The organism is Planococcus sp. CP5-4_YE, from assembly GCF_019042655.1.
Classification (GTDB): Bacteria; Bacillota; Bacilli; order Bacillales_A; family Planococcaceae; genus Planococcus.
This window is the reverse complement of sequence record NZ_JAHPZO010000010.1, coordinates 14,493-36,482: the sequence shown is the minus strand read 5'-3', so window position 1 is coordinate 36,482 and position 21,990 is coordinate 14,493. Positions and strand designations below refer to the sequence as shown.

The window sequence follows — 21,990 nt, the reverse complement described above, 5'->3', positions numbered from 1 at the left end:
CATTTCTTCTTTGTCTATTGCGCCGCTTCCCCTATAATGGAAAGAGACGATCAAAGGGGGATTCCAATGCTGCAGCATTTTAAATTCAAGCCGATGTTCGAGGACAGCCGGCTGCCCGGCTGGAACATCTCATTCTTTTACCGCAATGAACGCATTCGCGGCGAGTATCATCCGGACGGCTCGATTGTGTGGCAATCCGCTCCGCCACAGGACGAGGAAGCCATTAAAAAGATGGTCCATGAGCTGATGCTCTATCATGTATACGACTGAAGCGCCGGAAAAGTTTCGGCGCTTTTTTCATTGTCACCGTGAGCCGTAGCTATATTATAAAGATAGAGCCGCCTGTTTCACAACAATAGCGAATTGCTTCCTCTTATAAAGAAAAAAAGGGTGGCCCCCTTACCCAACGTTCTGGGTAGAAGCCATCCCTGATTGAATGCGGTACATCTGGCGATAAATGCCATCATGATCCATCAATTGATCGTGCGTGCCAGACTCCGCAATTTCGCCCCGGTCTAGCACCAAGATGCGGTCTGCATTCTTGATGGTCGACAAGCGGTGGGCAATGATGAACGTCGTCCGGCCTTTCTTCAAGACATCCATCGCATGCTGGATGATTTCCTCTGTTTCGGTATCGATATTCGATGTGGCTTCATCCAGGATCAAAATCGCCGGATCGAATGCCAGTGCCCGGGCAAATGACACGAGCTGGCGCTGCCCTGAAGAAAGCGTACTGCCTTTTTCTACAACCGGCTCGTCGATGCCATTCGGCAAATGCTTCGTGACGCGCTCGCCGCCAACTGCTGCAAGTGCCGCTTCTGCTTTTTCGCGGCTGACGCGTTCGTCTCCAAGCGTTATATTGGATTCGATCGTACCGGTGAACAAATACGGGTCCTGCAGCACGATGCCCATGTGTTCACGCACCGCCTGCCTCGGCAGGTCATTGACATTGACGCCGTCGATTAAAATCTGCCCTTTTGTCGCATCGTAAAAGCGGAACAGCAAGTTCATGATCGAACTTTTCCCTGATCCTGTATGCCCGACAAGTGCGACAGTCTCCCCTTGTTTCGCTTCGAAAGATAAATCCTTCAAAACATAGTCCTCTTCTTTGTATGCAAACCATACATGTTCAAAACTCACATTTCCTTGATAGCGCTCGACCCGCTCATCGCTGACCGGCTCACCTGGCCGGTCGAGCAAGCGGAATACACGCTCAGCTGCCACGAGTGATTGTTCTAAGCGGCTGAATTGATTGACGATGCCGCTGATCGGATTGAACAGCCGGATGATGTAATCGACAAATGCGTACAGCACGCCGACTGTGACAACCGTATTGCCGGTCATGGAAGCCCCGCCGAAGTACCAGATAAATAATACGAAGATTATCGAGCGCAAGACGCCGACCATATTATGCGAGGCGGCTGCTTCTAGCACCAATAATTTCTGCTGGAATTTGAAGTGCTTTTGGTTGAGTTCTTCAAATTCACCTTTCATCTGCTTCTCGCGGCGGAACGCCTGAATGATGCTCATGCCTTGAATCGATTCATTGATCATGGCATTCATCTCACTGACTTTTTCCCGGACGATATGATTGAAATTCGAGGCATATTTCCGGTAAATGAGCATCCATCCATACAACAGCGGCACGAGCACGAAGGCAATCGCCGCCATGCGCCAGTCTAGATAAAAGAGAGCAGCATAGATGCCGGCCATATACATGAAGCTCGTCGCAAATTGTGCAAGCACCGTAACGAACAACTCGCGGATCGCTTCGGTGTCATTGGTGATGCGCGCGACCACTTTTCCTGCCGGCAAATTATCGAAATAGCTGATTGGCAAGCGTTGGACCTGTTCGAAAACATCGGTTCTCATTTTACGGATAACGCGGTTCGCACCTTTTTGCAGCAAAATATACTGCAGGTAGCGAAACACGGCCGTAACGATCGATAAGCCGAAGAACAAGGCCAATAGCTGTGCAATCGGGCCAAATTCAATGGCTCCAGCACCTGAGATGTGTTCATCGATAATTTCCATAGCGATCAAAGGCGCTGCTAGATCGGCGGCTACCGCAATCGCCAGAAACACCAAGCCCCAGATGATAACGCTCTTAAATTGCAATGCATAGTTCGTTAATCGTTTTCCTGTTCCCATTATTGCACCTCCCCGATTTGCTGGCGGAGGAATTGTTCATGATACCAGCCTTGTTTTGCCACTAATTTTTCGTGCGTGCCTTCTTCGATGATGCGCCCATCATCCAGCACGACAATCCAATCGGCGTGTTTGACGGCAGACAATCGGTGCGTCGTGATGATTGTTGTTTTGCCTGCCCGTTCACGTTGGATGTTCTCGATAATCTTGGCTTCCGTCTTGGCATCGACCGCCGATAGGGAATCATCCAAAATGAGAATTTCCGGATTTTTGATGATTGCCCGCGCAATGGAAATGCGCTGCTTTTGCCCGCCCGATAGCGCGACGCCTTTTTCCCCAACTAGCGTTTCGAGACCGTTCGGCAGCATTGCCAAATCCTTCTCGAAATAGGACAGCTTGATGGCTTCGGACACTTCCTCTTCCGTTGCATCCGCTTTCCCGAACAAGATATTCTCGAGGATGGTGCGCGAAAATAGGACATGATCCTGCGGGACATAGCCTACCCAATCACGCAATTGCGCCTTGCTCAGTTCGTTGATTTCAATGCCGTTCATCGTCAAGGACCCTTCGCCTGTCGGGTATTCCTTCAGCAGCTGTTTGACGAATGTCGTTTTGCCGCTCCCTGTCTTGCCGACGATGCCGAGCGTCTGCCCGCTGTTCATCGATAAATTAATACCTTGCAGGTTGATCGATGTCGACTGTGGGTACGTGAAGCCGAAATCGCGGAATCCGATGTGATCTGGGTTCCCGGTTTCTTTTGTCGTTTTCGGGTCGACCACGTCTTCCTCGTAATCCAAAGTTTCATTTACACGGTCGATCGATGCGTTGCCGCGCTGCAGGATATTGATCAATTCACCAATCGCAAACATCGGCCAGACGATCATGCCGAGATAAACGTTGAAAGCGACTAAATCGCCCAAAGTCATCGTCCCTTCGGAAACTAGAAACGCACCATAGCCGAGGCCTATGACATAACTGATGCCCGTCAATACTTTTGTTACTGGCGCGAACAGCGCATCGATGCGCTCGACTGCCATGTTCTTTTCATAGACATCTTGCGTCATGTCTTGGAATTCCTTTTCAGATGAACGTTCCTGCACGTAAGCTCTGACGACTCGGACGCCGCCGACCGATTCCAAGACGCTGTCATTCATATCACCGAACGCGTCCTGCGCCAAGGTATAGCGCTCGTGGATTTTCTTGCCAAGCAATTGGACGACAATCGCGAGGACCGGCAATGGCAAAATGGCTAAAAACGTCAATTCCCAAGAGACGAGAATCCCCATCGCCACGACAATTGTTGCCATGTATAAAGTCGAATCAACAAGTGTCAAGATCCCGAATCCTGCCGTCTCGGAAATCGCCTTTAAATCATTAGTCGAACGGGCCATCAAATCACCCGTCCGGTTCTTTTCATAAAAAGTCGGCGTCATCTTGAGGAAATGCCCCATTAAACTCGAGCGCAACTGCCGTTCGATGACATACGCCCCGCCGAATAATTGGTATTGCCAGACGAAATTAATGACATAAGCCAGCACCATCGCTACCAGTAAAACGACCACATACTGCCACAGCAGTTCACTGGTCAGCTCCTGCTGGGCGATGGCGTCGATCGCTACCCCAATCAGCCATGGCGGGACGATCTCGAGGATATTCGCTACAAATAAGAGCACCACTGCGATTGTATAGCGCAGCCAGTTTTCTTTAAAAAACCATTTTAATTTCCATAAAACATCAAACATGCATTACGCCTTCTTTCCATTTTCAGTTTGGCTAATCGCCTTCAAGCGATTCCTTGATCAGTGCTTTTTTCACATGACGCTTTTCCATAATGCTTCTCTCCCTTAGTTTCGATTATTTATTTAAGCAGCCAGGCTGTTTAAACCACACAAAAAGAGCGCATACCTGTTTTCAGGCATGCGCTCTTGAAAATAGGACTGGATGCACAGACCCAACCCGAATATTTCTAGTCACGAAGTAAATAACAATGAAAAATCATCGGAGTGCCTGGCAATGCTATGCAATTGGTTTTCAATGCCTTTTGAATTTTTTTCATTGTCCAAACCTCCTTTTCCAAATATTTGTTAGTTCAAGAGTACCACTCGTTTTTTTGAATTGTCAAGCTATTTTGAACTAAAATGACAATTCAGCCAAAAGTCGTACTGCTACTCCCCTAGACACCGTCAGTTGTACACGAAAGGTTTGCGACTACAATATTTAGGGGAACAAGAGAATAACAGCAAATTGAGGCGGTGAAAGACATGTACAAGAATATTGCAATTGCATATGACGGGTCGGAAGGCAGCCGACTGGCACTGGAGAAAGGCATAGAACTTTCCAAGATTCTTCCAGGCACTAAACTAACAGTCATTTATGTCAACGAAGAAGCGCAAGAACGCACAGGCTATATGGATGTCGGACGCGCTTCCGCACCAGTTACTTCTGCAAATGTCGACAGTTCGTATGCACAATTCATGCCCCAGGGAATCGGCGACGATGGCTACCGGCCGCCGCAGGAAGTGGATACGGCCCGCGCTTCGGAATATTCGAAGCACATGCACAACTCCATTCAGCAGCAGCTTGACGGCAAAAATGCCGAAGCTTCCGTCCTTGCATTAGAAGGGCCGGTTATCAAGACAATCATCGGATTTGTCGATGAACAAAACGTCGATCTATTGATTGTCGGCAATAGCGGCAAATCCGGATTGCAGAAATTTTTTGTCGGTTCTGTCAGCAGCAAGCTGATCAAAGATTCGAATTCTACTGTTCTTGTGGTGAAATGATCCCCCTAGGATGTGGACTCCCCCATCTTGAGGGGGATGTTTATTTTTATGACATATTTTTGACATAATTAAATGAATATCTTGCATTTATCTGTTTGGTATATTTCCCAAATGGGTAAAGAATACTAATTAAACCAGCTGGAAAATAAAGAAAGGAAGAAGGGGTCAGCCATGCCGAGACATACTGTATATTTTCTATCATCACATCAACATCGCGGGCTGATGGCTGAAATTTGGGCGAGCCGCTTAATGCTGCCGGACTGGGACATCAGAAGTGCGGCATGGAACCAACCATCTTTCAACGACATTCCGATAGAAGTCCTAAAAGAAATCATCTTGGAAATTCCGCCAGTCGAGCAGCGCGTCTACAATCCGGACGAAGTGAAACAGGCGGATTTGATTATTGCCTTGCATGACGGGGAATTCGAGCAAGCTGATATACCGGACGATTTGCCGATGCAGAAATTGGTGCGCTGGGATATCCCGAATCCCGAGATCCGCAGCACAGACAATGACGAGAAATGGGCTTTATACCAGGAAGTCTGCGATGCCATTGCGATGAATATCAAACAAATGGAACCGATTCTCAGGTCTCAGCTTACACAATAAAAAATATAACCAAAAAGCCGCCATTAAACGAATGGCGGCTTTTTCCTTATTCTGTGTAAAGCACGGCACGCACAGGGCTTCCTTCCCCGCCGCGGATCTTCAAAGGCAATGCAGCAAGTTTGTAGACACCTGGCGCAACCTCATCCAACATAATGCCTTCCAAGATAAAGCGCTCGTTGCGGTTCATCGCATGATGCATCGGCAGCTCTTTGCTCGTCTCAGGGTCCACTGACGGCACATCGACGCCGAGCAAGCGGACGCCTTGGTCTTTCATCCATTCGGCGATCGCCGGGTCGAATACCGGCCAAGCGCCAGGAAACGTGCTGCGGTCTTGCCATGCAGCCGTCTTCAACAGCACAGCATTGACACCATGCGCGAGCTCATCCAGATCAGCCAATTGCACATGTTCTTGACCCGATACGTCCATCACTTGGGCTGTCGTCAAATAGACATCAAGCGGCAATTCGTCAGTCTTCAAGCCATGTTCATCATAATGGAACGGCGCGTCGATATGCGTGCCGATATGCGTACTTGACTTGAGTTCACCGATATTCACCGAGCCGCTCTCTTCTTTCGTCACCGATAAACGATAGGAAAACGGCGTATCCCCCGGCCATTCAGGAGTTGAATTGTCCAGTGCCATCGAAATGTCTATGATCGATTTTGCCATTTAGGCCACCACATTTCGTTCGTTGCTGAATTCTTTATACAGTTCATGCTCAATAATGTCCTGCAAGGCAAGGGCCACTTTCTCGACATCTTCAAAGCTCGTGTAAAAAGCGATCGGCGCAAGGCGGATTATATCCGGTGCACGGAAGTCCGGAACGATCCCTGCTTTCTTCAACGCTTTGCAGATACGCGCCGCTTCCGGGTGCGCGAGTGCGATATGGCCGCCGCGCTGCTCATCCGCTTTTGGCGTGACATCTATTAAAGAAGGCACAAGCGCCGCAAGCCTCTCGCGCAGCATCGTCGTCAACTCCAGCGATTTGTTGCGGATTTCCTCGATTCCTGCTTCTTCGAATAATTCCAGGCTGCCGATGAGCGGTGCCATGCTAAAGATATTCGGCGTGCCGACCTGATAAGCGCCGGCGCCTTCCGCTTTCGTGAAGCTATGGTCCATGTCGAATTGCTTCGCCTTGTCCGAACCGAACCAGCCGGCTATCCCTGGGTTCAAATCGTGATGGCGTTCATGCAAATACAAGCCGCCTGTACCGCCGGGACCTGAATTCATGTATTTATAATGGCACCAGACAGCAAAATCTACGCCGTCTTCATGCAAGTCATGCGGCATAGCGCCTGCTGAGTGGGCCAAGTCGAATCCTGCGACAATGTCTTTAGCATGCGCGGCTTCTGTGATTTCACGGAGCGGCAGCAATTGCCCGCTTCGGTAAAGGACCGACGGCAACAGCAGGACTGCCACATCGTCTTTCATTTCCGCTAAAATATCTTCCAGCTCGAGCGTATAGCCATCGCGGCTTGGTACTTTGCGCATCGCGATGGCTGGATCTTGCCCGCGCAGGCGCAAATGGCTCTCTACTGCATAAATGTCAGACGGAAAATTCAGCTCGTCGACCAAGATGACGAAACGCTCCTCTGTCGGCGCATAGACCGTCGACAGCATCTGGTGAATATTCGACGTGATCGAGCCGGTGACCATCACTTCATGTGCTTTCGCGCCGAACAATGGCGCCGCTTTCTCACCCAGCGTCTCTGCCAGCGTAAACCAAGGGTGTTCACCTTCTGTCCAGCCTTCGATACCGAACTGCTTCCAGCTGTCCATCAGCGCAACCAGCTTTGCTTCAGCCCGCTTTGACATCAGGCCGAGTGAATTCCCGTCCATGTAAATGGTTCCTGGTTCTACAAAAAACTGTTCTTTGAATTTAGCTAAAGGATCTTGTTGGTCTTTCTCTACCACTGTTTGCATATCTCATCTCTCCATTTCTATAGAGCATAAGCCAGCGCACCGAGAAGCGCCGTAATCAAAACGACTTTCCACGGAGCCAGTTTCAAATAGACTAACATTCCGAAGGCAGCAATCGCAATGGCGAAGTCGACCGGACCACGGATTGCGGAAGTGAAAACCGGATCATAGAGCGCCGCCAGCAAAATGCCGACAACGCCTGCATTGATGCCTTTTAAGGCTGCTTGAATGCCAGGCTTCGTGCGGATGACGCTCCAAAATGGCAGTGTCCCGACGACCAATAGAAATGACGGCAAAAACATCGCGATAACGGCGATCAATACGCCGCCCGCCCCGTTCATCAACTGACCCAAATAAGCAGACAAAGTAAACAATGGACCTGGAACAGCCTGTGCCGCCCCGTATCCCGCGATGAAGGCGTCTGCTGTCATCCATTGTGGCACGACTTCACGCTCAAGCATCGGCAAGACGACATGGCCCCCGCCGAAGACGATTGCCCCGACGCGGTAGAAAATATCAAAAATGGCAAAGGCGCTCGATTCAATGAACGGGCGCACAAGCGGCAAGCCGATGAGCAATGCCCCGAAAATTCCCCACGCGGCGAGGCCGGTCTTTTTGCCGAAAGTCAAGGCAAGCTTGACTGCCTCAGGCGCTTGTTCTCTCCTGTACAATAAAAACCCAATGACGCCCGTCAATAGAATGACGACGATTTGCGCCCACGCGGTCGGCACCAGCAAAATGGCGATTGCCGCACCAAAGGCGATCATCAGCCGCTGAACATCCGGGGTCAGTGATTTCCCCATGCCGAGCAAAGCATGCGCGACGACCGCGACTGCAACGATCTTCAAGCCTTGCAGCCAAGCGATGTCGACCGAACCGCTGCTAATCAGCATAGCGAAAATCATCAAGGCGACGACAGAAGGCAGAGTAAACCCGAGCCAGGATAAAAATCCGCCCATGATCCCTCCGCGCAGCATGCCGATCGAGATGCCGACTTGTGAACTTGCAGGACCCGGCAAAAATTGGCATAACGCCACCAAGTCTGCATACGCTTTATCGTCTAACCATTTTCTTCTATGTACATATTCATCCCGGAAATAGCCGATATGGGCGGCCGGCCCGCCAAACGAGGTCAAGCCTAGCTTGGTCGAGGCTTTCAGGATTTCCATCCAGCGTTCTTTTCGATTCACTATCCATCTCCCTTTCTCTTTTGGATTCTTATCTATCATAACGGTTTGCTTATACGTTTTAATATTAAATCCATGTAAATATTTTTCACTGAATAATTAGTCTTTTTGGTGGTATACTTTTAAAAAGCTCTACCTGCTTTAAACAGTACTGGATCCCCATGAATATATTATGCATTTGTTAGTGGGCATCGCCCTCATTTCTACCATCTTTCATTTTCAGGAGGTGCAAACTTTGTGTCCTTCCCTAACAGGACCGGCGCAAAGGAGTCATTTGGACATACCTTTACGAATTATAGCGATAGCCGCTTTGATCGGTTCTGCCGCATTCTTTTCCGCATGCGAGTACGCAATCGTCAATATCCGTTCTTCGCGTCTTGACGAATCGATTGCCAACAATCAAAAACAAGCGCATGCTGCCGTAAAAATTGCGGGACAGGCCGATACGTATCTATTTGCCTGCCAAGTGGGCATCGCCTTATCGGTACTTGGGCTCGGCTGGGTTGGCCATGCGCTCGTCCAGGAAACGGTGCATTTTATTGCCGGAAATCTCGGGTTGTCGGCATCAAGTGCCGGCTGGATAAGCTTTTTGATGGCATTTCTGGCGGTAGCTTTGCTATTGGTCATATTCGGCGAGCTGTTTCCGAAGACCTTTGCCATTCGCAACCCGGAACAGGTCATCCTCTTGCTTGCTAAACCGCTTACTTTTTCTTACGCCCTGATGTTTCCATTCATTTTTCTATTCAGCGCTATCGCCCGCTTGATTTCAGCCTTGTTCGGCATCCAAAAATTATCGCGCAGCGAAATGGGCCACACTGAGGAAGAATTGAAATTGCTGTTGTCCGAAAGCTTGAAAAGCGGCGAAATCAATGTATCTGAATTCGATTACGTCAACCGCATCTTCGAATTCGATGAGCGCATCGCTAAGGAAATCATGGTGCCACGGATGGAAATGAGCACAATCGCCCATGATATTAGTTTGCGCGAAGTATTTACGCTGGAAGGAATCGAGCAATTTACGCGTTATCCGATTACGGACGGCAGCAAAGACCATGTTCTCGGCGTTGTCAATATGAAGCATTTGTTAAGCGCTTATGTGAAAAATCCCGACACCGGAAATTTGCCGGTGTCCGCCTTTATCCAGCCGGTCATCCAAGTCATCGAAACGATTCCGGTCAATGAGCTATTATTGAAGATCCAGCGCGAACGCATCCACATGGCCATTTTGCGCGATGAATACGGCGGTACTTCGGGGCTCGTCACCATTGAAGATATACTCGAAGAAATCGTCGGCGATATCCAGGATGAGTTCGATGTCGACGAAGCACCGGATGTCCAAAAGCTTGGCGAAGACCACTATATTTTCAATGCTAAACTTTTGCTCGATACCGTGAACGCCATTTTGGGAATTAACATCGATGAAGAAGACATCGATACGATTGGGGGCTGGTTCATGGACATGCATTTCGATGCAATCGAAGGCCAGAAAATCATCGAACAAGGCTACGAATTCCGCATTCAAGAAGTTGACGGCCACCATATCCTTTATTTAGAAGTTCAAAAAGCACCTGCTGAAGATCTTCCTGTATAATAATATTTGCGATACGGCCCTCTCTGGAGGGTCGTTTCCGTTTCCCCCCACAATCCAATCTGGAGATGAAGTGCAATGGAATTATACGATAATCTCCGCAAAGGAGAAAAAGGCGCCTGGCTCAGCATCGGAGCCTATCTGTTTTTAAGCGCCATCAAACTCGGTGTCGGATTTTGGGGAGGCTCCGAAGCGCTGAAAGCGGACGGATTAAACAACGTCACCGACATCATAGCTTCTGTCGCTGTGCTGATCGGATTAAGGATCTCCCAAAAGCCGCCAGACGACAACCACCATTACGGCCATTTGAAAGCAGAAACGATCGCTTCCCTGTTGGCCTCGTTCATCATGGCTGTCATCGGACTTCAGGTGCTGTTGAATTCAGTGAAGACGGTGTTCAACCCTTCTCTCGAACCGCCTTCCCCATTGACCGCTGTCGTCGCGTTTTTCTCGGCTCTCGTCATGTACGGCGTTTACCGTTATAACTTGAAGTTGAGCCGCGAAATCAAAAGTTCAGCCGTCCGGGCCGCTGCCTATGATAATCGTTCGGATGCACTTGTCAGCATCGGCGCCGGGATCGGCATCATCGGGGCCATTCTTGGGGCGCCGCTGATCGATTCGATCACTGCCTTTCTGGTCGGGCTCATCATTATCAAAACAGCTTTGGATATTTTCCGCGAATCGGTATTGACCTTGACCGATGCGTTTGATGAAGAAGCCGTCGAATCGCTTTCCGTGGTCATTCGACGCGTGCCAGGCGTACTGGATCTGCGCGATTTCAAAGGGCGCACCCACGGAAATGTCATGTTCATCGACTTGACCGTCAGCGTCGCACCTTATTTGAATGTGATCGAGAGCCATTGGATCACCGAAGAAATCGAAAGGAAAATCCAAAAAGTGAAACCGAATTGTGTCGTCCTGGTACATATAGAACCGGATTACTCGATAGAGGAGGACGAAGAGGATGATTGATTTTTACGATCAGAAAAAAATTATTTTGGTTACGTTCGGCATCATTTTGCTTATTTCCGCTATATTTGTTCCAGCTGCCGTCTTCTACCCGGCAAAAGTCGTCACCATCACACCGGAGGCAGAAATCGTCGGCACGTCGTTCTGGTCGCTCGTACTTGGCAGCGCAGGAATTGTACTTCTTGCGATTTCTTTATTCCTCGCCGCATTGATCGAACGGCCATTGAAGTCCTGGCTATTGTCTGGCGCTGTGGCCGTCATCGGACTCGTGTCGATCGCTTTTTCCCTCGGTGATTATTACTACATGACCCATGACAGCTTCACGTACAACCCGCCCCTTTCCTTCAATTCCTCCAGCTATACATGGGAACAATTTGAAAGGGTCGAAGAACGGCTTCACACACAAGACGGGACCAGTTCGATCGAGTCGGTCGCTTATTATTTCCGCGACGGCGGCATGGTCGAATTCTCCAGCGGCCGGATTTTTGAAATGCACAACGACTTGGCTCGCCGCGTCGAAGCAGCGGGTGGCGAGTTCACCCGTATCCAAGCACAATAACAGAGAAAAGCGCCTGATCTTCTGAGATCAGGCGCTTTTTTGTGCTTTTATTCTGTTCTTTCGCCCGGCAAAGATGCGAGGCGAATGCCGTTTTCTACAAACAAGGCAGCGATTCCATGGCGGATCCGGCTTTCTAAGCGGTCTTTCATTTCGACATTCAAGACGCGCGCCTCCACTTGGAAATCCATCGAGGAATTGCGGAAATCGATGAACTGGGCGTCAGGCTTTTCATCAGGCACACCGTCGACTTTTGTGATTTCGCGTTCCGCTGCTTGTACCAGTAGTTTCGAGACCAACTCCGTATCGCAGCCGTATTCGACACTGACGACCACGCGGGCGAACAGCCTTGCGCCCGACCGGTTCTTGACGATCTGTTCGATAAAGTACTGGTTTGGTACGACGAGCGTCCCGTCTTTATTTGTTTCGACGATCGTCGAGCGCAATTTGATTTTCGTGATGCGCCCGATTTTCTTGTCGATTTCGACTATTTCCCCAACTTCCATCGGCCGTTCAAATAAAATAATGATGCCTGAGACAAAGTTCGCGGCGATATTTCGGACGCCGAAACCGATGCCGATCCCGAGCACACTGAAGACAATGCCGACTGCCCGCAGATCCAACCCAACGAGCGTAAAGCTGACTGCAATCGCCAGAAACATCACTGCATAGTAAATGAGCCGGTTGATCGTATAGCTCATGCCCAGTTCCACATCAAATTGGCCATAGACATAAGGCATGACAAAACTATTGAAAGCTTTGACGACACGGCTCGAAAACGTAACGATCATGATGGCGACGACAATCAGCAAAATGGAGACATCGACCCCTTCCGTTTTGTAAAAAGGCGTCCTCAACCATTCTTCCTGCCCGAAATAAAACAGGAACAGCATAATGCTGCCGTAAAAGGCAATCCAATTCAGAACATCTTCAAGAATCGGATAAATCCGCTCCTGGTAGCCGTCATGCCTCACGATCCGTTTCAGCACGGCTTGGGCAATCCATTTCCCGATGAGTATCAACAATAAATAAAGAAAGAACAAGAAAAACTCAGTGACAGATAAATTCTTCAGAACGCTGATGCCTTCAAATAATTGCAGGTTTTGCATAAGTTCCTCCTTTGCCGACAGGCCCCCGCCCCGTTAGATGCCGCTGCACATCATCCTTGCATGTCCAGCTGGTAGTCACTGAGCAGAACCGGCCGGCGATCCACTGCTTTTGCCAGCTCATCCAATTTCCCTTGGATATAGCGGCGATCAAGCCGTTTGAAAGGCGAATGCTCTAAGTGTTCAAGTACGTGCAGCTGCGTTTCCCAAATGGCCTCGTGATGCGCCGCGTCCGATAATTGCGCAGCGTTTGTCAAAGATTCAAAAATAGCGGCCACAACCGACACATCTTCTTTTCCGTAATGGATCAATTGATGGAACGTCAGGTAGAGAAAATGCGGGAATGTGAAGAACGGATAGCGTACGCGACCTTTTTTCTCTTCGTCCCGGATGGTGATGGAGCCGGTTTCCAGATGGCTTAATTTGCCGAGCAGCCGCCCGATCCGGATGATGATGCCATTCGCTGTATTCGGGTCATTGATGCCCGGGGAAATCGCCCGCAGCGCCACTTCGACCATTTTTTGGATAGCGAAATCGAGATCCTGGTCTGTCGTCCGCTCTGTGCCGATCGTGATAAAACGGCTCAAATCGATGTCTTCCTGCTGGCGTTGGTAGACGCGGAATAACGGCGTATTCTCATGGACATACGAACCGATGCCGTGCAGAATTTCAACTTCCAAATCGTGCTCTACCGCATATTCCTTCAATTTATCGAAGTACAGGAATTGGATATAGCCATCGTTTTCGGCAAGCGTCGTTTCGGCGAAACCGTCGGGATTCCATTGCGCATCGATCTCCATTTCCTGCTGCTGTTTTTCACTATACGTATCGATGATTCGTTCGGCATCTGCTTCAAGTTCCTCGATCAACTTCTCTACCTGCACATTCGTCGCAATATGATGGATAAAATAAGCGAATGTCGACAGGCAAAGAAATGCAATGACGATGCCGATGAAAGTCGAGATGACATCGTGCGTATAAAGTGCATCCCGCATGAACATCAACGACAGCGTATTGTAGATAAATCCGCCCAAAAATATGCCCAACACACGCCAAGTCAAGCGGTCATGGACAAAGTTTTTCAATGTTCTCGGCGAAAATTGGGACGAATACATCGTCAATACGACGAGAATTGTGGAGAATGTAAACGTCGTCATTGTCAGCAACGCACCTGCTAGCGCCCCCATGATTGTTTGGGCCAATTGCACATTCGTCAACAGGATGTCCGGAATGAATTCCCGGTATTGTTGAACAAGCAGTAAATCTACATAAAAAAAGGCAATAGACAATAATACGGCAAGGAAGCTATAGATTGCAGGAGTCACCCATAATTTTTCCCGCCAATTGTAAAAGATTTTTCTCATGACTTCCCCCCTTAAAAGAATACTATCCTATTTTCCTGTTCCCCTATTCCATTTGATGCAAACGCTTGGGAGCACTCTATGCTGCCCATCGAAGCGGCTTCTCCCCCTTTAGCATTTAGCATTTCAGCCTGCTTCTGGAATAGATCTATCACCCCAGCTATCCATTGTCGCAATACTCTTTCAAAAAAACATTGACCTTCTTCACATTTGCATTTATTATTGTCTTAACTAATGGAAAGAGGTGAGGCATTATGGTGACTATTTCAGTTCGTGCAACCCGCAACTTAATGATGTTTGCTGTGGCGCCTCCCTCTGTGTATCGCTGACGATACGCTTCTTTCCTATGCGCGGGGACCATGGCAGGCATTATTGCAGCCATGGTCTTTTATTATGCGTTTTTATAGGAGGAAGTTACATTGTCGATTATTAACCAATATGGATGGAATGAATCATTCGCACAAGCAATGCCTGAACAGAAAATACCGGGACGCATCATTCTCGAACATAAAAGCGGCTACCGTGTCATGACCGATTTCGGTGAATGGCCGGCGACGCTTTCAGGAAATTACCGCCATAGCCACAGCCGCGATGAATTCCCGAGCGTCGGGGATTGGGTGGCACTGGAACAAATGCCTGGAGAAGACAAAGGCATCATCCACCAGCTGCTGCCGAGGAGTTCTCGCTTTGCCCGAAAAGCAGCCGGGGAAACGTCCGAGATGCAGACCATTGCCGTCAACCTTGACTACGTCTTTCTAGTCATGTCCCTCAATCACGATTTTAATGTCCGGCGTCTGGAGCGATATATGGTCGCTGCCTGGGATTCAGGCGCCATGCCGGTCGTCGTGCTGACAAAAAGCGACCGATGCGAGGACCCTTCGGTTTACTTAAAAGAAGTCGCTGATACCGCTTTTGGCGTCGATGTGTTTGCCGTGTCGGCTGTAACCGGTGCGGGCATGGAAGCCTTCGACCGCTATTTGACGAATGGCAAAACTGGTGCGTTGCTTGGCTCATCAGGGGTCGGCAAATCTTCGCTGATCAATGCTTTGACTCATAGCGATAAAATGGCCGTGCAGGAGATCCGGGAAGACGACAGTAAAGGCCGCCATACGACCACACATCGCGAACTGGTGTTGCTGTCGGGCGGCGGCTTACTGATCGATACACCAGGCATGCGTGAATTCCAGCTCGGCGATTCCGCCGATGGGCTTCAGTCCAGCTTTCAAGACATCACGAGCCTTGCCGACGAATGTCGTTTTCGCGATTGCAGCCACCAGCAAGAACCCGGCTGTCGCATTCAATCGGCACTCGCTTCCGGCGAATTGCCAGAAGACCGCTATGCGAGCTATTTGAAATTATTGCGTGAACTCGACTATATCGAACGAAAAAGTGATGCTGCCAAACAACAGGCAGAACGTGCGGTATGGAAACAGCGCACGAAAGAATACCGCAGCCGCCCCATCAAGAAGAGATAAAAGACTGCCGGATGAAAAATCCGGCAGTCTTTTTTATTTCCTTCAATTAACGTATTCCGTCAATCCGTGCTTCACCGCATAAAGTGCCGCTTGCGTTCGGTCTTGGACTTCGAGTTTGATAAAGATATTGGAAATATGTGTTTTGACCGTCTTCTCTGTTACGAACAAAGCAGACGCCACTTCCCGGTTGCTTTTCCCCTTCGTTAACTCTGCAAGCACTTCTGCTTCCCTTGGCGTCAACGGATGCCGCACATGAGGAGGCGGGGCTTCCGGCGCTTTTGCCAGTTCCGAGGAGGCTTTCGGATGCAGCGTATTCTCCCCGCGCATCAAACTGCGCAGCGATTCGACGAGTTCGTCCGGTTCAATATCTTTCAGCTGATAACCGGCTGCCCCTGCCTCAATTGCCGGCAAGATGTGATCGCGGTCTGAAAAGCTTGTCAACATCAAGACGATGATCTCCGGATAAGACGCTTTGATGTTCCGGGTTGCCTCGATGCCGTCCATTTCCGGCATGACGAGATCCATCAAGACGATATCCGGCTGCAGCTCACCTGCCATTTTGACAGCTTCCACGCCATTCGCTGCCTCCCCCACCACTTCAATGTCTTTTTGCGTTTTCAGGAAAAACAGCAGCCCTCTTCTTACTACGTGGTGATCATCCGCAATCAATACTCTCATCGTGACACTCCTTTAATACGGAATCCGTACCAGGATTTCCGTTCCTTTGCTGATCTCGCTCGACCAATCAGCCGTCCCGCCTTCTGCTTTTGCGCGGTCTCGTATGCTTTGCATGCCGATCGACGGAATCTCGCCGTATGCGGGAGAAAAACCAAGTCCTTCATCTTTAATAACCAACAAAACATCTGTCGGAGTCATCGTTACATAGATTTGGGCAGCGCTTGTGCCCGCGTGCTTGCGTACATTATTCAGCGCCTCTTGGGCAATGCGGAACAAGGTCTCTTCCGTGCGCGACGGCAATTGGATAACGCCTGTCACTTTCGTTTCCATCGATAGCCCGAGCATCTCACCGTAGGCTTTGATCGCGTCTATTAAGCCGCTCTCCAGCCCTTTTGGCCGCAACTGCCAAATCAATGCTCTCATTTCATTGAGCGCTTCCTGGCTAAGATGCTGGATATCGCGGAATGTGCTTTTTTGCGCTTCGTCTTCCGCCATTTCGATGCCGCCCCTTGCCGTCAATGTCACCGAGAACAGCAGCTGATTGACGGAATCATGCAGATCCCGCGCAAGCCGGTTGCGTTCTTTGACGAGTGCCAATTCCTGCTCTTGTTTGGTCAAGACGATGCGCTTGATGGCGGAACCGATTTGGAATGCAACCGATTCCAATAAAGCCAATTCATCTTTCGAAAAGCGTACCGTATCGGCTGCAGCGATATTAAGCAAACCGAATTTTTCCTTACCCGATTGCAAGGGCACAGTCGCATGATGCGAAATATTGCCGATTTTGCCATGAGCCGCTTTGGCGTTTTCGATGCGCTGGCAGGCGATGATATTCGACGCCTTTTCCAAATCACCGTCATGGTAGCGCTTGACGCACCAGCAGCCCCCTTTCGTCAAATGGCGGCACTCTCGCTCCTCAAGGGCATCCGGCAAATTGGCCTGTGCCACCAGCCGGTGCTTGCCCTTTTCATCAATGAAAAAGATCCACGCCGTCTCGAACTTGGAGTTCTGCAACAACTTGTCGATCGCACCTCCAAGCATCCGCTCCATATTTGTTTCTTCATTCAATAATTCTGCGATTTCCTTTAATAAAACAACGTCCGAATGTTGCTCAGGCACCATGTGATCCCTCCTAGTTGCTATTGTAACCATAAGAACCGCACGCTCGCCTCATTCTTTCGAATGAAAAAGCTCCCTCTATGGGGAGCTTTTTTCACCGGTTCGCAACGATGTCGAGAAATGATTCTTTCAATAATTCCAGTTTTTCGTCGCTTTCCTGCTGACTGTCCGCTTTGACGCCGAGGTAGTATTTCACTTTCGGTTCGGTGCCACTTGGGCGTACACAGACCCACGACCCGTCTTCTAAGAAATACTTCAAGACATTCGACTGTGGCAAGACGATCGCTTCGCTCGTGCCCATATCGACAAGCGTCCGTGTACGGGTGTCGTAGTCTTCGATTTTTTCGATCGCGATGCCGGCAATGGATTGTGGCGGCGTCGCGCGCAATCCATCGAGCAGCTGCGTGATTTCACGTGCCCCTTCGATGCCCTTTTTCGTTACAGAAACGAGCAATTCGCGGTAGAAGCCATGGTGTTCGTACAATTCATTCAACACGCCGTAGAGATTTTTGCCTTGTTTCTTATAGAAAGCGGCCGCTTCGACCAGTAGCAATGTCGCTTGAACGGCGTCTTTATCGCGCGCAAAATCGCGGATCAAATAGCCGTAACTTTCCTCGTAGCCGAACAGGAAAGTGAATTCGTGCTGCGCATCGTTTTCACGCAATTTCTCGCCGATGAATTTGAAACCTGTCAACACGTCTTCACTCTCTACGCCGTAGCTTCTAGCGACCGCTTCACCGAATCCGGAAGTGACGATAGTCTTGAAGATGCGCCCGTCTTCCGGCAGTTCGCCTTTGGCTTTTTTCTGGCTCAATAAATAATCCAGCAAGATGCCACCCGTTTGGTTGCCAGTCAATAATTCGTACTGCGTACCGGTCCAGACCGCTGCTCCGACACGGTCACCGTCCGGGTCGATCGCAATCAATAAATCTGCGGTCTGCTCTTCGCCGTATTTCCGGGCGAGGTCGAACGCCGATGATTCTTCTGGGTTCGGTGATTCCACCGTCGGAAATTCACCATCCGGCGCCATTTGTTCTTCGACATAACTGATACCACTATAGTCCGCTTCGTCGAAAACCCGGCGGACGGTCGCGCCTGAGGCCCCGTGAAGCGGCGTAAAGACAACGCTGATCGGCTCAACTTTAGTTTCCTGCACCGTCAATACTTGGGCGATATAGGCGCGGTCGAGCTCTTCACCGAGAATTTCCAATAAAGAGGAATCATACTCATCATTTTCGATGGCGAGTTCATCTTCCACTCGGCTGACAAATTCGATGACCTGGTCTGCCGCTTCCAAATCCAATTGCGCGCCGTCTTCGCCGTATACTTTATAGCCGTTGTATTCAGGCGGGTTGTGGCTGGCGGTGATGACAATGCCCATAAAGGCATTCAATTCGCGCACCGTAAATGATAATTGCGGGGTCGTGCGCGGCGCTTCGTAAACATAAGCACGAATGCTCGCAGCTGCAAATGTACGTGCTGCTTCTTCGGCAAACTCCGGCGACATACGGCGGCTGTCGAACGCAATCGCCACGCCGCGCTTCATTGCATCTTCACCAAAGCTTTCAATATAATCGGCAATTCCTTTTGATGCTTTTCTGACGGTATAGACGTTCATGCGGTTCGTGCCTGGCCCGATTTCACCGCGCATCCCACCTGTTCCAAAAACCAAGTCCTGATAAAACGCATCTTCTGCCAGCTGCTCGTCTTCCGATAATAATTGCAGCTGCTGTTTCGTATTCGTATCTAGCCCCTCGTGTCCGAGCCATTTTTGCATTCGCTGTTTCCATGTCATGGTTCATCCCTCCAATTACTTATCAGTTTACCAAATTTTCCACAAAAAAGCCGCCCCGATTCGGAGCGGCTGGAGTTAATCTTGTTTGTATTCAACACGGTAGACATCATGGCGGCGGTCTTTCAATTGCTTGACGGTGCCGTCTTGGCGCTGGCGTCTGAGGATCTCAAGGTCGACATCCCCGATCAACACCATTTCGAGGTTCGGGTTGGTTTCCCCAACGATGCCATCGCGTGCGAATTCGAAGTCGCTTGGTGCAAAGATGCCGGATTGTGCATATTGGATATCCATGTTTTCCGTTTGCGGCAAGTTTCCGACCGTTCCGGAAATAACTGTGTAGATCTGGTTCTCGACTGCGCGGGCTTGTGCACAGTAACGCACGCGCAAATAGCCTTGGCGGTCTTCGGTACAGAACGGCGAGAAGATGATGTTGGCACCCATATCGGTCGCGATGCGGGCCAGTTCAGGAAACTCGATGTCGTAACAGATTTGGATGGCGATTTTGCCGCAATCCGTATCGAAAACGCGCACGGAGTCCCCTGCTGAAATGCCCCACCATTTACGTTCGTTCGGCGTGATGTGGATCTTGTACTGTTTATCGATCGAACCATCGCGGCGGAACAAATATGCGATGTTGTAAATCTCATCATTTTCTTCCTTGACGAAATGCGACCCACCGATGATGTTGACGTTATAGCGGACAGCAAGATCCGTGAACAGCTCAATATACTGAGGCGTGAATTCCGTCAATTTGCGTACGGCTTGGCTCGGCGATGGTTCATTCAAGAACGACATCAATTGCGTCGTGAAAATTTCCGGGAACACGACGAAATCCGAATGGGCATCCGATGCCACATCGACAAAGTACTCGACCTGGTTCGCCAAATCGTCGAATGAATTGATGGCACGCATCAAATATTGGACGACACAGATGCGAACAGGCAAACTGGTCTTGAAATGGCGCTTGGAGATCGGTTTGTAATCGACATTGTTCCATTCCATAAGCGTTGCGTATTTGCCCGATGCTTTATCGTCCTGCAAATAGCCGGGGTTGATGCGCATCAACTGGAAACCGTTCATCAATTGGAACGTCAGCACCGGATCATAGATTTTATGGCGTGACACCGAATCGACGTATTCACGCGGCGACATTTCGTCTGCGTGTTTATGGTAGTTCGGGATGCGCCCGCCGATGATGATCGACTTCAAGTTCAGTTCACGCGCGAGTTCTTTGCGCGCTTCGTATAAACGCTGCCCGACTTGCATGCGGCGATATTCGGGATGCACCATGACTTCGATGCCGTACATATTATAGCCGTCCTGGTTATGGTTCGTTATATAGCCGCCGTCAGTGACATCGTCCCACGTATGGCGGTCATCGTATTCGTCGAAATTGATCAATAGGCTCGAGCAAGAGCCGATTACTTTGCCGTCAAGTTCCGCGACGATCTGCCCTTGCGCAAAAACGCCTAAATGGCTTCTAAGCTGCTCTTCTTTCCAAGGTTCCATACCCGGAAAGCAAAGCTGCTGCATTTCCAGAATGGCAGGTATATCAGCATAGCTCATCTCACGGATGATCATGCTTTTTTCAAAATGGGATAAATCGAATTGTTCTGCCACGTTACCGCGCTCCTTCACAAAAGTTTCAAAGTTCATTATAGCCCATACGCCCCGTTGTTGATATTATTTTACTTGTATGGTTTTAAGAATTATACTTCAAAAGGAAAGCTTTCCGGAAAAGAGGGACAACAGATGACAAAGCGTCAAGAAAACAGTTTGCTGTTCATGTGGGCAGTGTCCCTGGTTGCGACACTTGGCTCGCTGTATTTTTCCCAGGTGCGCGGGTATGCCCCGTGTGAGCTTTGCTGGGTGCAGCGCATCTTCATGTATCCCCTCGTTTTTGTGCTCGGCGTTGCCTATGTTCAGAAAAACCCGCACATCGCAATGACTTCGCTCGTGCTGTCCGTCATCGGAGGCTCGGTTTCGCTGTATCATTACGGCATCCAGAAACTCCGATTCTTGTCGGATTCCGCACCGTCATGCGGGCAAGTCCCATGCACAGGGGAATATATTAATTACCTCGGATTCATCACCATCCCGTTTCTCGCACTCATCGCATTCGCCTTGATTGCCGGAACGAGTGTTTATCTGTGGAAATCATTGAAGGAGGAACAATAAGATGAAGAAGTTATTGATTATCGCCGGCGTCGTACTTGCCATCTTTGCCTTGATCGTCTTCTTGACCAATCAATCGCAAGACGAGAAACTGGCGGACAACCAATACGGCACGGATGATTTGAACCCGGCCACCATCGACCAGCTCGATGATGAAAACTACCAGAACATCGCATTGCCGGATGATGTGAACGAACAGATCCAAAGCGGCGAGCCGACTACGGTTTATTTCTTCAGCCCGACTTGCCAATTCTGCCAGCAGACGACACCGGTTTTGATGCCTGTCGCAGATGATATGGATGTCGATGTGCTGCAGTACAACCTGCTCGAATTTGAGCAAGGCTGGTCTGATTATGGACTTGAAGCGACACCGACACTTGTCCATTATGAAGACGGTCAGGAAGTCGCCCGCTGGACAGGCGCACAGCCGAAAGAGAATATCGAACAATTTTTCCAGGAAGTCGTGAAAAAATAAACTGAAACGGGATCATGTGCCGCGCGCATGATCCCGTTTTTATGG

The 21,990-nt window shown here is 49.6% G+C and carries 20 protein-coding genes; 9 read left to right on the top strand and 11 right to left on the bottom strand.

The genetic code is table 11. The features are described 5' to 3' along the window. Positions 1–66: 66 nt before the first annotated feature. The gene (locus KTG14_RS12035) at positions 67–270 is read left to right on the top strand and encodes a YheE family protein (RefSeq protein ID WP_058381306.1); all 204 of its coding nucleotides are present in this window, start codon (positions 67–69) and stop codon (positions 268–270) included. Between the two features lie 129 nt (positions 271–399). On the opposite strand, the gene KTG14_RS12030 is transcribed toward KTG14_RS12035, so the two are convergent. After that, positions 400–2,151 (bottom strand): ABC transporter ATP-binding protein, encoded by a 1,752-nt coding sequence (locus KTG14_RS12030; RefSeq protein WP_216971161.1) that lies wholly within the window; start codon positions 2,149–2,151, stop codon positions 400–402. Next, on the bottom strand, positions 2,151–3,890 hold the full coding sequence (locus KTG14_RS12025) for an ABC transporter ATP-binding protein (RefSeq protein ID WP_216971160.1): 1,740 nt from the start codon (positions 3,888–3,890) through the stop codon (positions 2,151–2,153). Before KTG14_RS12025 ends, KTG14_RS12030 begins: the two co-directional genes overlap by 1 nt. Before the next feature lie 519 nt (positions 3,891–4,409). Between KTG14_RS12025 and KTG14_RS12020 the strand changes: the two genes are divergently transcribed. Beyond that, positions 4,410–4,931, top strand: a complete 522-nt coding sequence (locus KTG14_RS12020) for a universal stress protein (protein ID WP_216971159.1) — start codon at positions 4,410–4,412, stop codon at positions 4,929–4,931. 171 nt (positions 4,932–5,102) lie between these two features. Beyond that, positions 5,103–5,540 carry a low molecular weight phosphatase family protein gene (locus KTG14_RS12015; RefSeq protein WP_216971158.1) on the top strand — a complete coding sequence of 146 codons (438 nt, stop codon included), beginning with the start codon at positions 5,103–5,105 and terminating at the stop codon, positions 5,538–5,540. Between the two features lie 46 nt (positions 5,541–5,586). Here the strand turns inward: KTG14_RS12015 and kynB are convergent, their stop codons facing one another. From kynB to chrA, 3 genes are read right to left on the bottom strand one after another with little or no spacing between them, the layout of a single operon-like run. Further along, a complete protein-coding gene (kynB, locus tag KTG14_RS12010; RefSeq protein WP_216971157.1) occupies positions 5,587–6,210 on the bottom strand; it encodes an arylformamidase in 624 nt (207 codons plus the stop codon). After that, a complete protein-coding gene (kynU, locus tag KTG14_RS12005) occupies positions 6,211–7,464 on the bottom strand; it encodes a kynureninase (RefSeq protein ID WP_216971156.1) in 1,254 nt (417 codons plus the stop codon). 17 nt (positions 7,465–7,481) lie between these two features. Continuing rightward, the gene (chrA, locus tag KTG14_RS12000; RefSeq protein ID WP_216971155.1) at positions 7,482–8,690 is read right to left on the bottom strand and encodes a chromate efflux transporter; all 1,209 of its coding nucleotides are present in this window, start codon (positions 8,688–8,690) and stop codon (positions 7,482–7,484) included. 232 nt (positions 8,691–8,922) lie between these two features. Here chrA and KTG14_RS11995 point away from each other — a divergent pair, with 232 nt between their 5' ends. From KTG14_RS11995 to KTG14_RS11985, 3 genes are all read left to right on the top strand, one after another. Continuing rightward, positions 8,923–10,239: a hemolysin family protein gene (locus KTG14_RS11995; protein WP_254178139.1), complete on the top strand. Its 1,317-nt coding sequence runs from the start codon at positions 8,923–8,925 to the stop codon at positions 10,237–10,239. Positions 10,240–10,314: 75 nt separating this feature from the next. Then, positions 10,315–11,208, top strand: a complete 894-nt coding sequence (locus tag KTG14_RS11990; RefSeq protein ID WP_216971153.1) for a cation diffusion facilitator family transporter — start codon at positions 10,315–10,317, stop codon at positions 11,206–11,208. After that, the gene (locus KTG14_RS11985; protein WP_216971152.1) at positions 11,201–11,764 is read left to right on the top strand and encodes a hypothetical protein; all 564 of its coding nucleotides are present in this window, start codon (positions 11,201–11,203) and stop codon (positions 11,762–11,764) included. The genes KTG14_RS11990 and KTG14_RS11985 overlap by 8 nt, the downstream gene beginning before the upstream one ends. Positions 11,765–11,811: 47 nt before the next feature. On the opposite strand, the gene KTG14_RS11980 is transcribed toward KTG14_RS11985, so the two are convergent. Beyond that, positions 11,812–12,870, bottom strand: a complete 1,059-nt coding sequence (locus KTG14_RS11980; RefSeq protein WP_216971151.1) for a mechanosensitive ion channel family protein — start codon at positions 12,868–12,870, stop codon at positions 11,812–11,814. Positions 12,871–12,920: 50 nt separating this feature from the next. Continuing rightward, positions 12,921–14,231, bottom strand: a complete 1,311-nt coding sequence (locus KTG14_RS11975; protein ID WP_216971150.1) for a DUF2254 domain-containing protein — start codon at positions 14,229–14,231, stop codon at positions 12,921–12,923. A 416-nt stretch (positions 14,232–14,647) separates the two neighbouring features. Between KTG14_RS11975 and rsgA the strand changes: the two genes are divergently transcribed. After that, complete coding sequence (rsgA, locus tag KTG14_RS11970; RefSeq protein WP_254178138.1) at positions 14,648–15,703, top strand: ribosome small subunit-dependent GTPase A; 1,056 nt, start codon at positions 14,648–14,650, stop codon at positions 15,701–15,703. 42 nt (positions 15,704–15,745) lie between these two features. Here the strand turns inward: rsgA and KTG14_RS11965 are convergent, their stop codons facing one another. From KTG14_RS11965 to KTG14_RS11950, 4 genes are all read right to left on the bottom strand, one after another. Further along, positions 15,746–16,381 (bottom strand): response regulator transcription factor, encoded by a 636-nt coding sequence (locus KTG14_RS11965; protein ID WP_216971149.1) that lies wholly within the window; start codon positions 16,379–16,381, stop codon positions 15,746–15,748. Positions 16,382–16,393: 12 nt separating this feature from the next. After that, a complete protein-coding gene (locus tag KTG14_RS11960; RefSeq protein WP_216971148.1) occupies positions 16,394–17,503 on the bottom strand; it encodes a GAF domain-containing sensor histidine kinase in 1,110 nt (369 codons plus the stop codon). A 91-nt stretch (positions 17,504–17,594) separates the two neighbouring features. After that, positions 17,595–19,295, bottom strand: coding sequence for a phospho-sugar mutase (locus KTG14_RS11955; protein WP_216971147.1), 1,701 nt, complete (start codon positions 19,293–19,295; stop codon positions 17,595–17,597). 75 nt (positions 19,296–19,370) lie between these two features. Then, a complete protein-coding gene (locus KTG14_RS11950) occupies positions 19,371–20,915 on the bottom strand; it encodes a carbon-nitrogen hydrolase family protein (protein ID WP_121301389.1) in 1,545 nt (514 codons plus the stop codon). Between the two features lie 132 nt (positions 20,916–21,047). Here KTG14_RS11950 and KTG14_RS11945 point away from each other — a divergent pair, with 132 nt between their 5' ends. Next, on the top strand, positions 21,048–21,473 hold the full coding sequence (locus tag KTG14_RS11945; RefSeq protein ID WP_216971146.1) for a disulfide oxidoreductase: 426 nt from the start codon (positions 21,048–21,050) through the stop codon (positions 21,471–21,473). Between the two features lies 1 nt (position 21,474). Further along, positions 21,475–21,945: a thioredoxin family protein gene (locus KTG14_RS11940; protein WP_216971145.1), complete on the top strand. Its 471-nt coding sequence runs from the start codon at positions 21,475–21,477 to the stop codon at positions 21,943–21,945. Positions 21,946–21,990: the final 45 nt, after the last annotated feature.

Excerpts from the sequence above, each read along its gene's own strand:
- KTG14_RS12035 (WP_058381306.1), top strand. The coding sequence starts at position 67 with ATGCTGCAGCATTTTAAATTCAAGCCGATGTTCGAGGACAGCCGGCTG.
- KTG14_RS12030 (WP_216971161.1), bottom strand. The coding sequence starts at position 2,151 with ATGGGAACAGGAAAACGATTAACGAACTATGCATTGCAATTTAAGAGC.
- KTG14_RS12025 (WP_216971160.1), bottom strand. The coding sequence starts at position 3,890 with ATGTTTGATGTTTTATGGAAATTAAAATGGTTTTTTAAAGAAAACTGG.
- KTG14_RS12020 (WP_216971159.1), top strand. The coding sequence starts at position 4,410 with ATGTACAAGAATATTGCAATTGCATATGACGGGTCGGAAGGCAGCCGA.
- KTG14_RS12015 (WP_216971158.1), top strand. The coding sequence starts at position 5,103 with ATGCCGAGACATACTGTATATTTTCTATCATCACATCAACATCGCGGG.
- kynB (WP_216971157.1), bottom strand. The coding sequence starts at position 6,210 with ATGGCAAAATCGATCATAGACATTTCGATGGCACTGGACAATTCAACT.
- kynU (WP_216971156.1), bottom strand. The coding sequence starts at position 7,464 with ATGCAAACAGTGGTAGAGAAAGACCAACAAGATCCTTTAGCTAAATTC.
- chrA (WP_216971155.1), bottom strand. The coding sequence starts at position 8,690 with ATGATAGATAAGAATCCAAAAGAGAAAGGGAGATGGATAGTGAATCGA.
- KTG14_RS11990 (WP_216971153.1), top strand. The coding sequence starts at position 10,315 with ATGGAATTATACGATAATCTCCGCAAAGGAGAAAAAGGCGCCTGGCTC.
- KTG14_RS11985 (WP_216971152.1), top strand. The coding sequence starts at position 11,201 with ATGATTGATTTTTACGATCAGAAAAAAATTATTTTGGTTACGTTCGGC.
- KTG14_RS11980 (WP_216971151.1), bottom strand. The coding sequence starts at position 12,870 with ATGCAAAACCTGCAATTATTTGAAGGCATCAGCGTTCTGAAGAATTTA.
- KTG14_RS11975 (WP_216971150.1), bottom strand. The coding sequence starts at position 14,231 with ATGAGAAAAATCTTTTACAATTGGCGGGAAAAATTATGGGTGACTCCT.
- KTG14_RS11965 (WP_216971149.1), bottom strand. The coding sequence starts at position 16,381 with ATGAGAGTATTGATTGCGGATGATCACCACGTAGTAAGAAGAGGGCTG.
- KTG14_RS11960 (WP_216971148.1), bottom strand. The coding sequence starts at position 17,503 with ATGGTGCCTGAGCAACATTCGGACGTTGTTTTATTAAAGGAAATCGCA.
- KTG14_RS11955 (WP_216971147.1), bottom strand. The coding sequence starts at position 19,295 with ATGACATGGAAACAGCGAATGCAAAAATGGCTCGGACACGAGGGGCTA.
- KTG14_RS11945 (WP_216971146.1), top strand. The coding sequence starts at position 21,048 with ATGACAAAGCGTCAAGAAAACAGTTTGCTGTTCATGTGGGCAGTGTCC.
- KTG14_RS11940 (WP_216971145.1), top strand. The coding sequence starts at position 21,475 with ATGAAGAAGTTATTGATTATCGCCGGCGTCGTACTTGCCATCTTTGCC.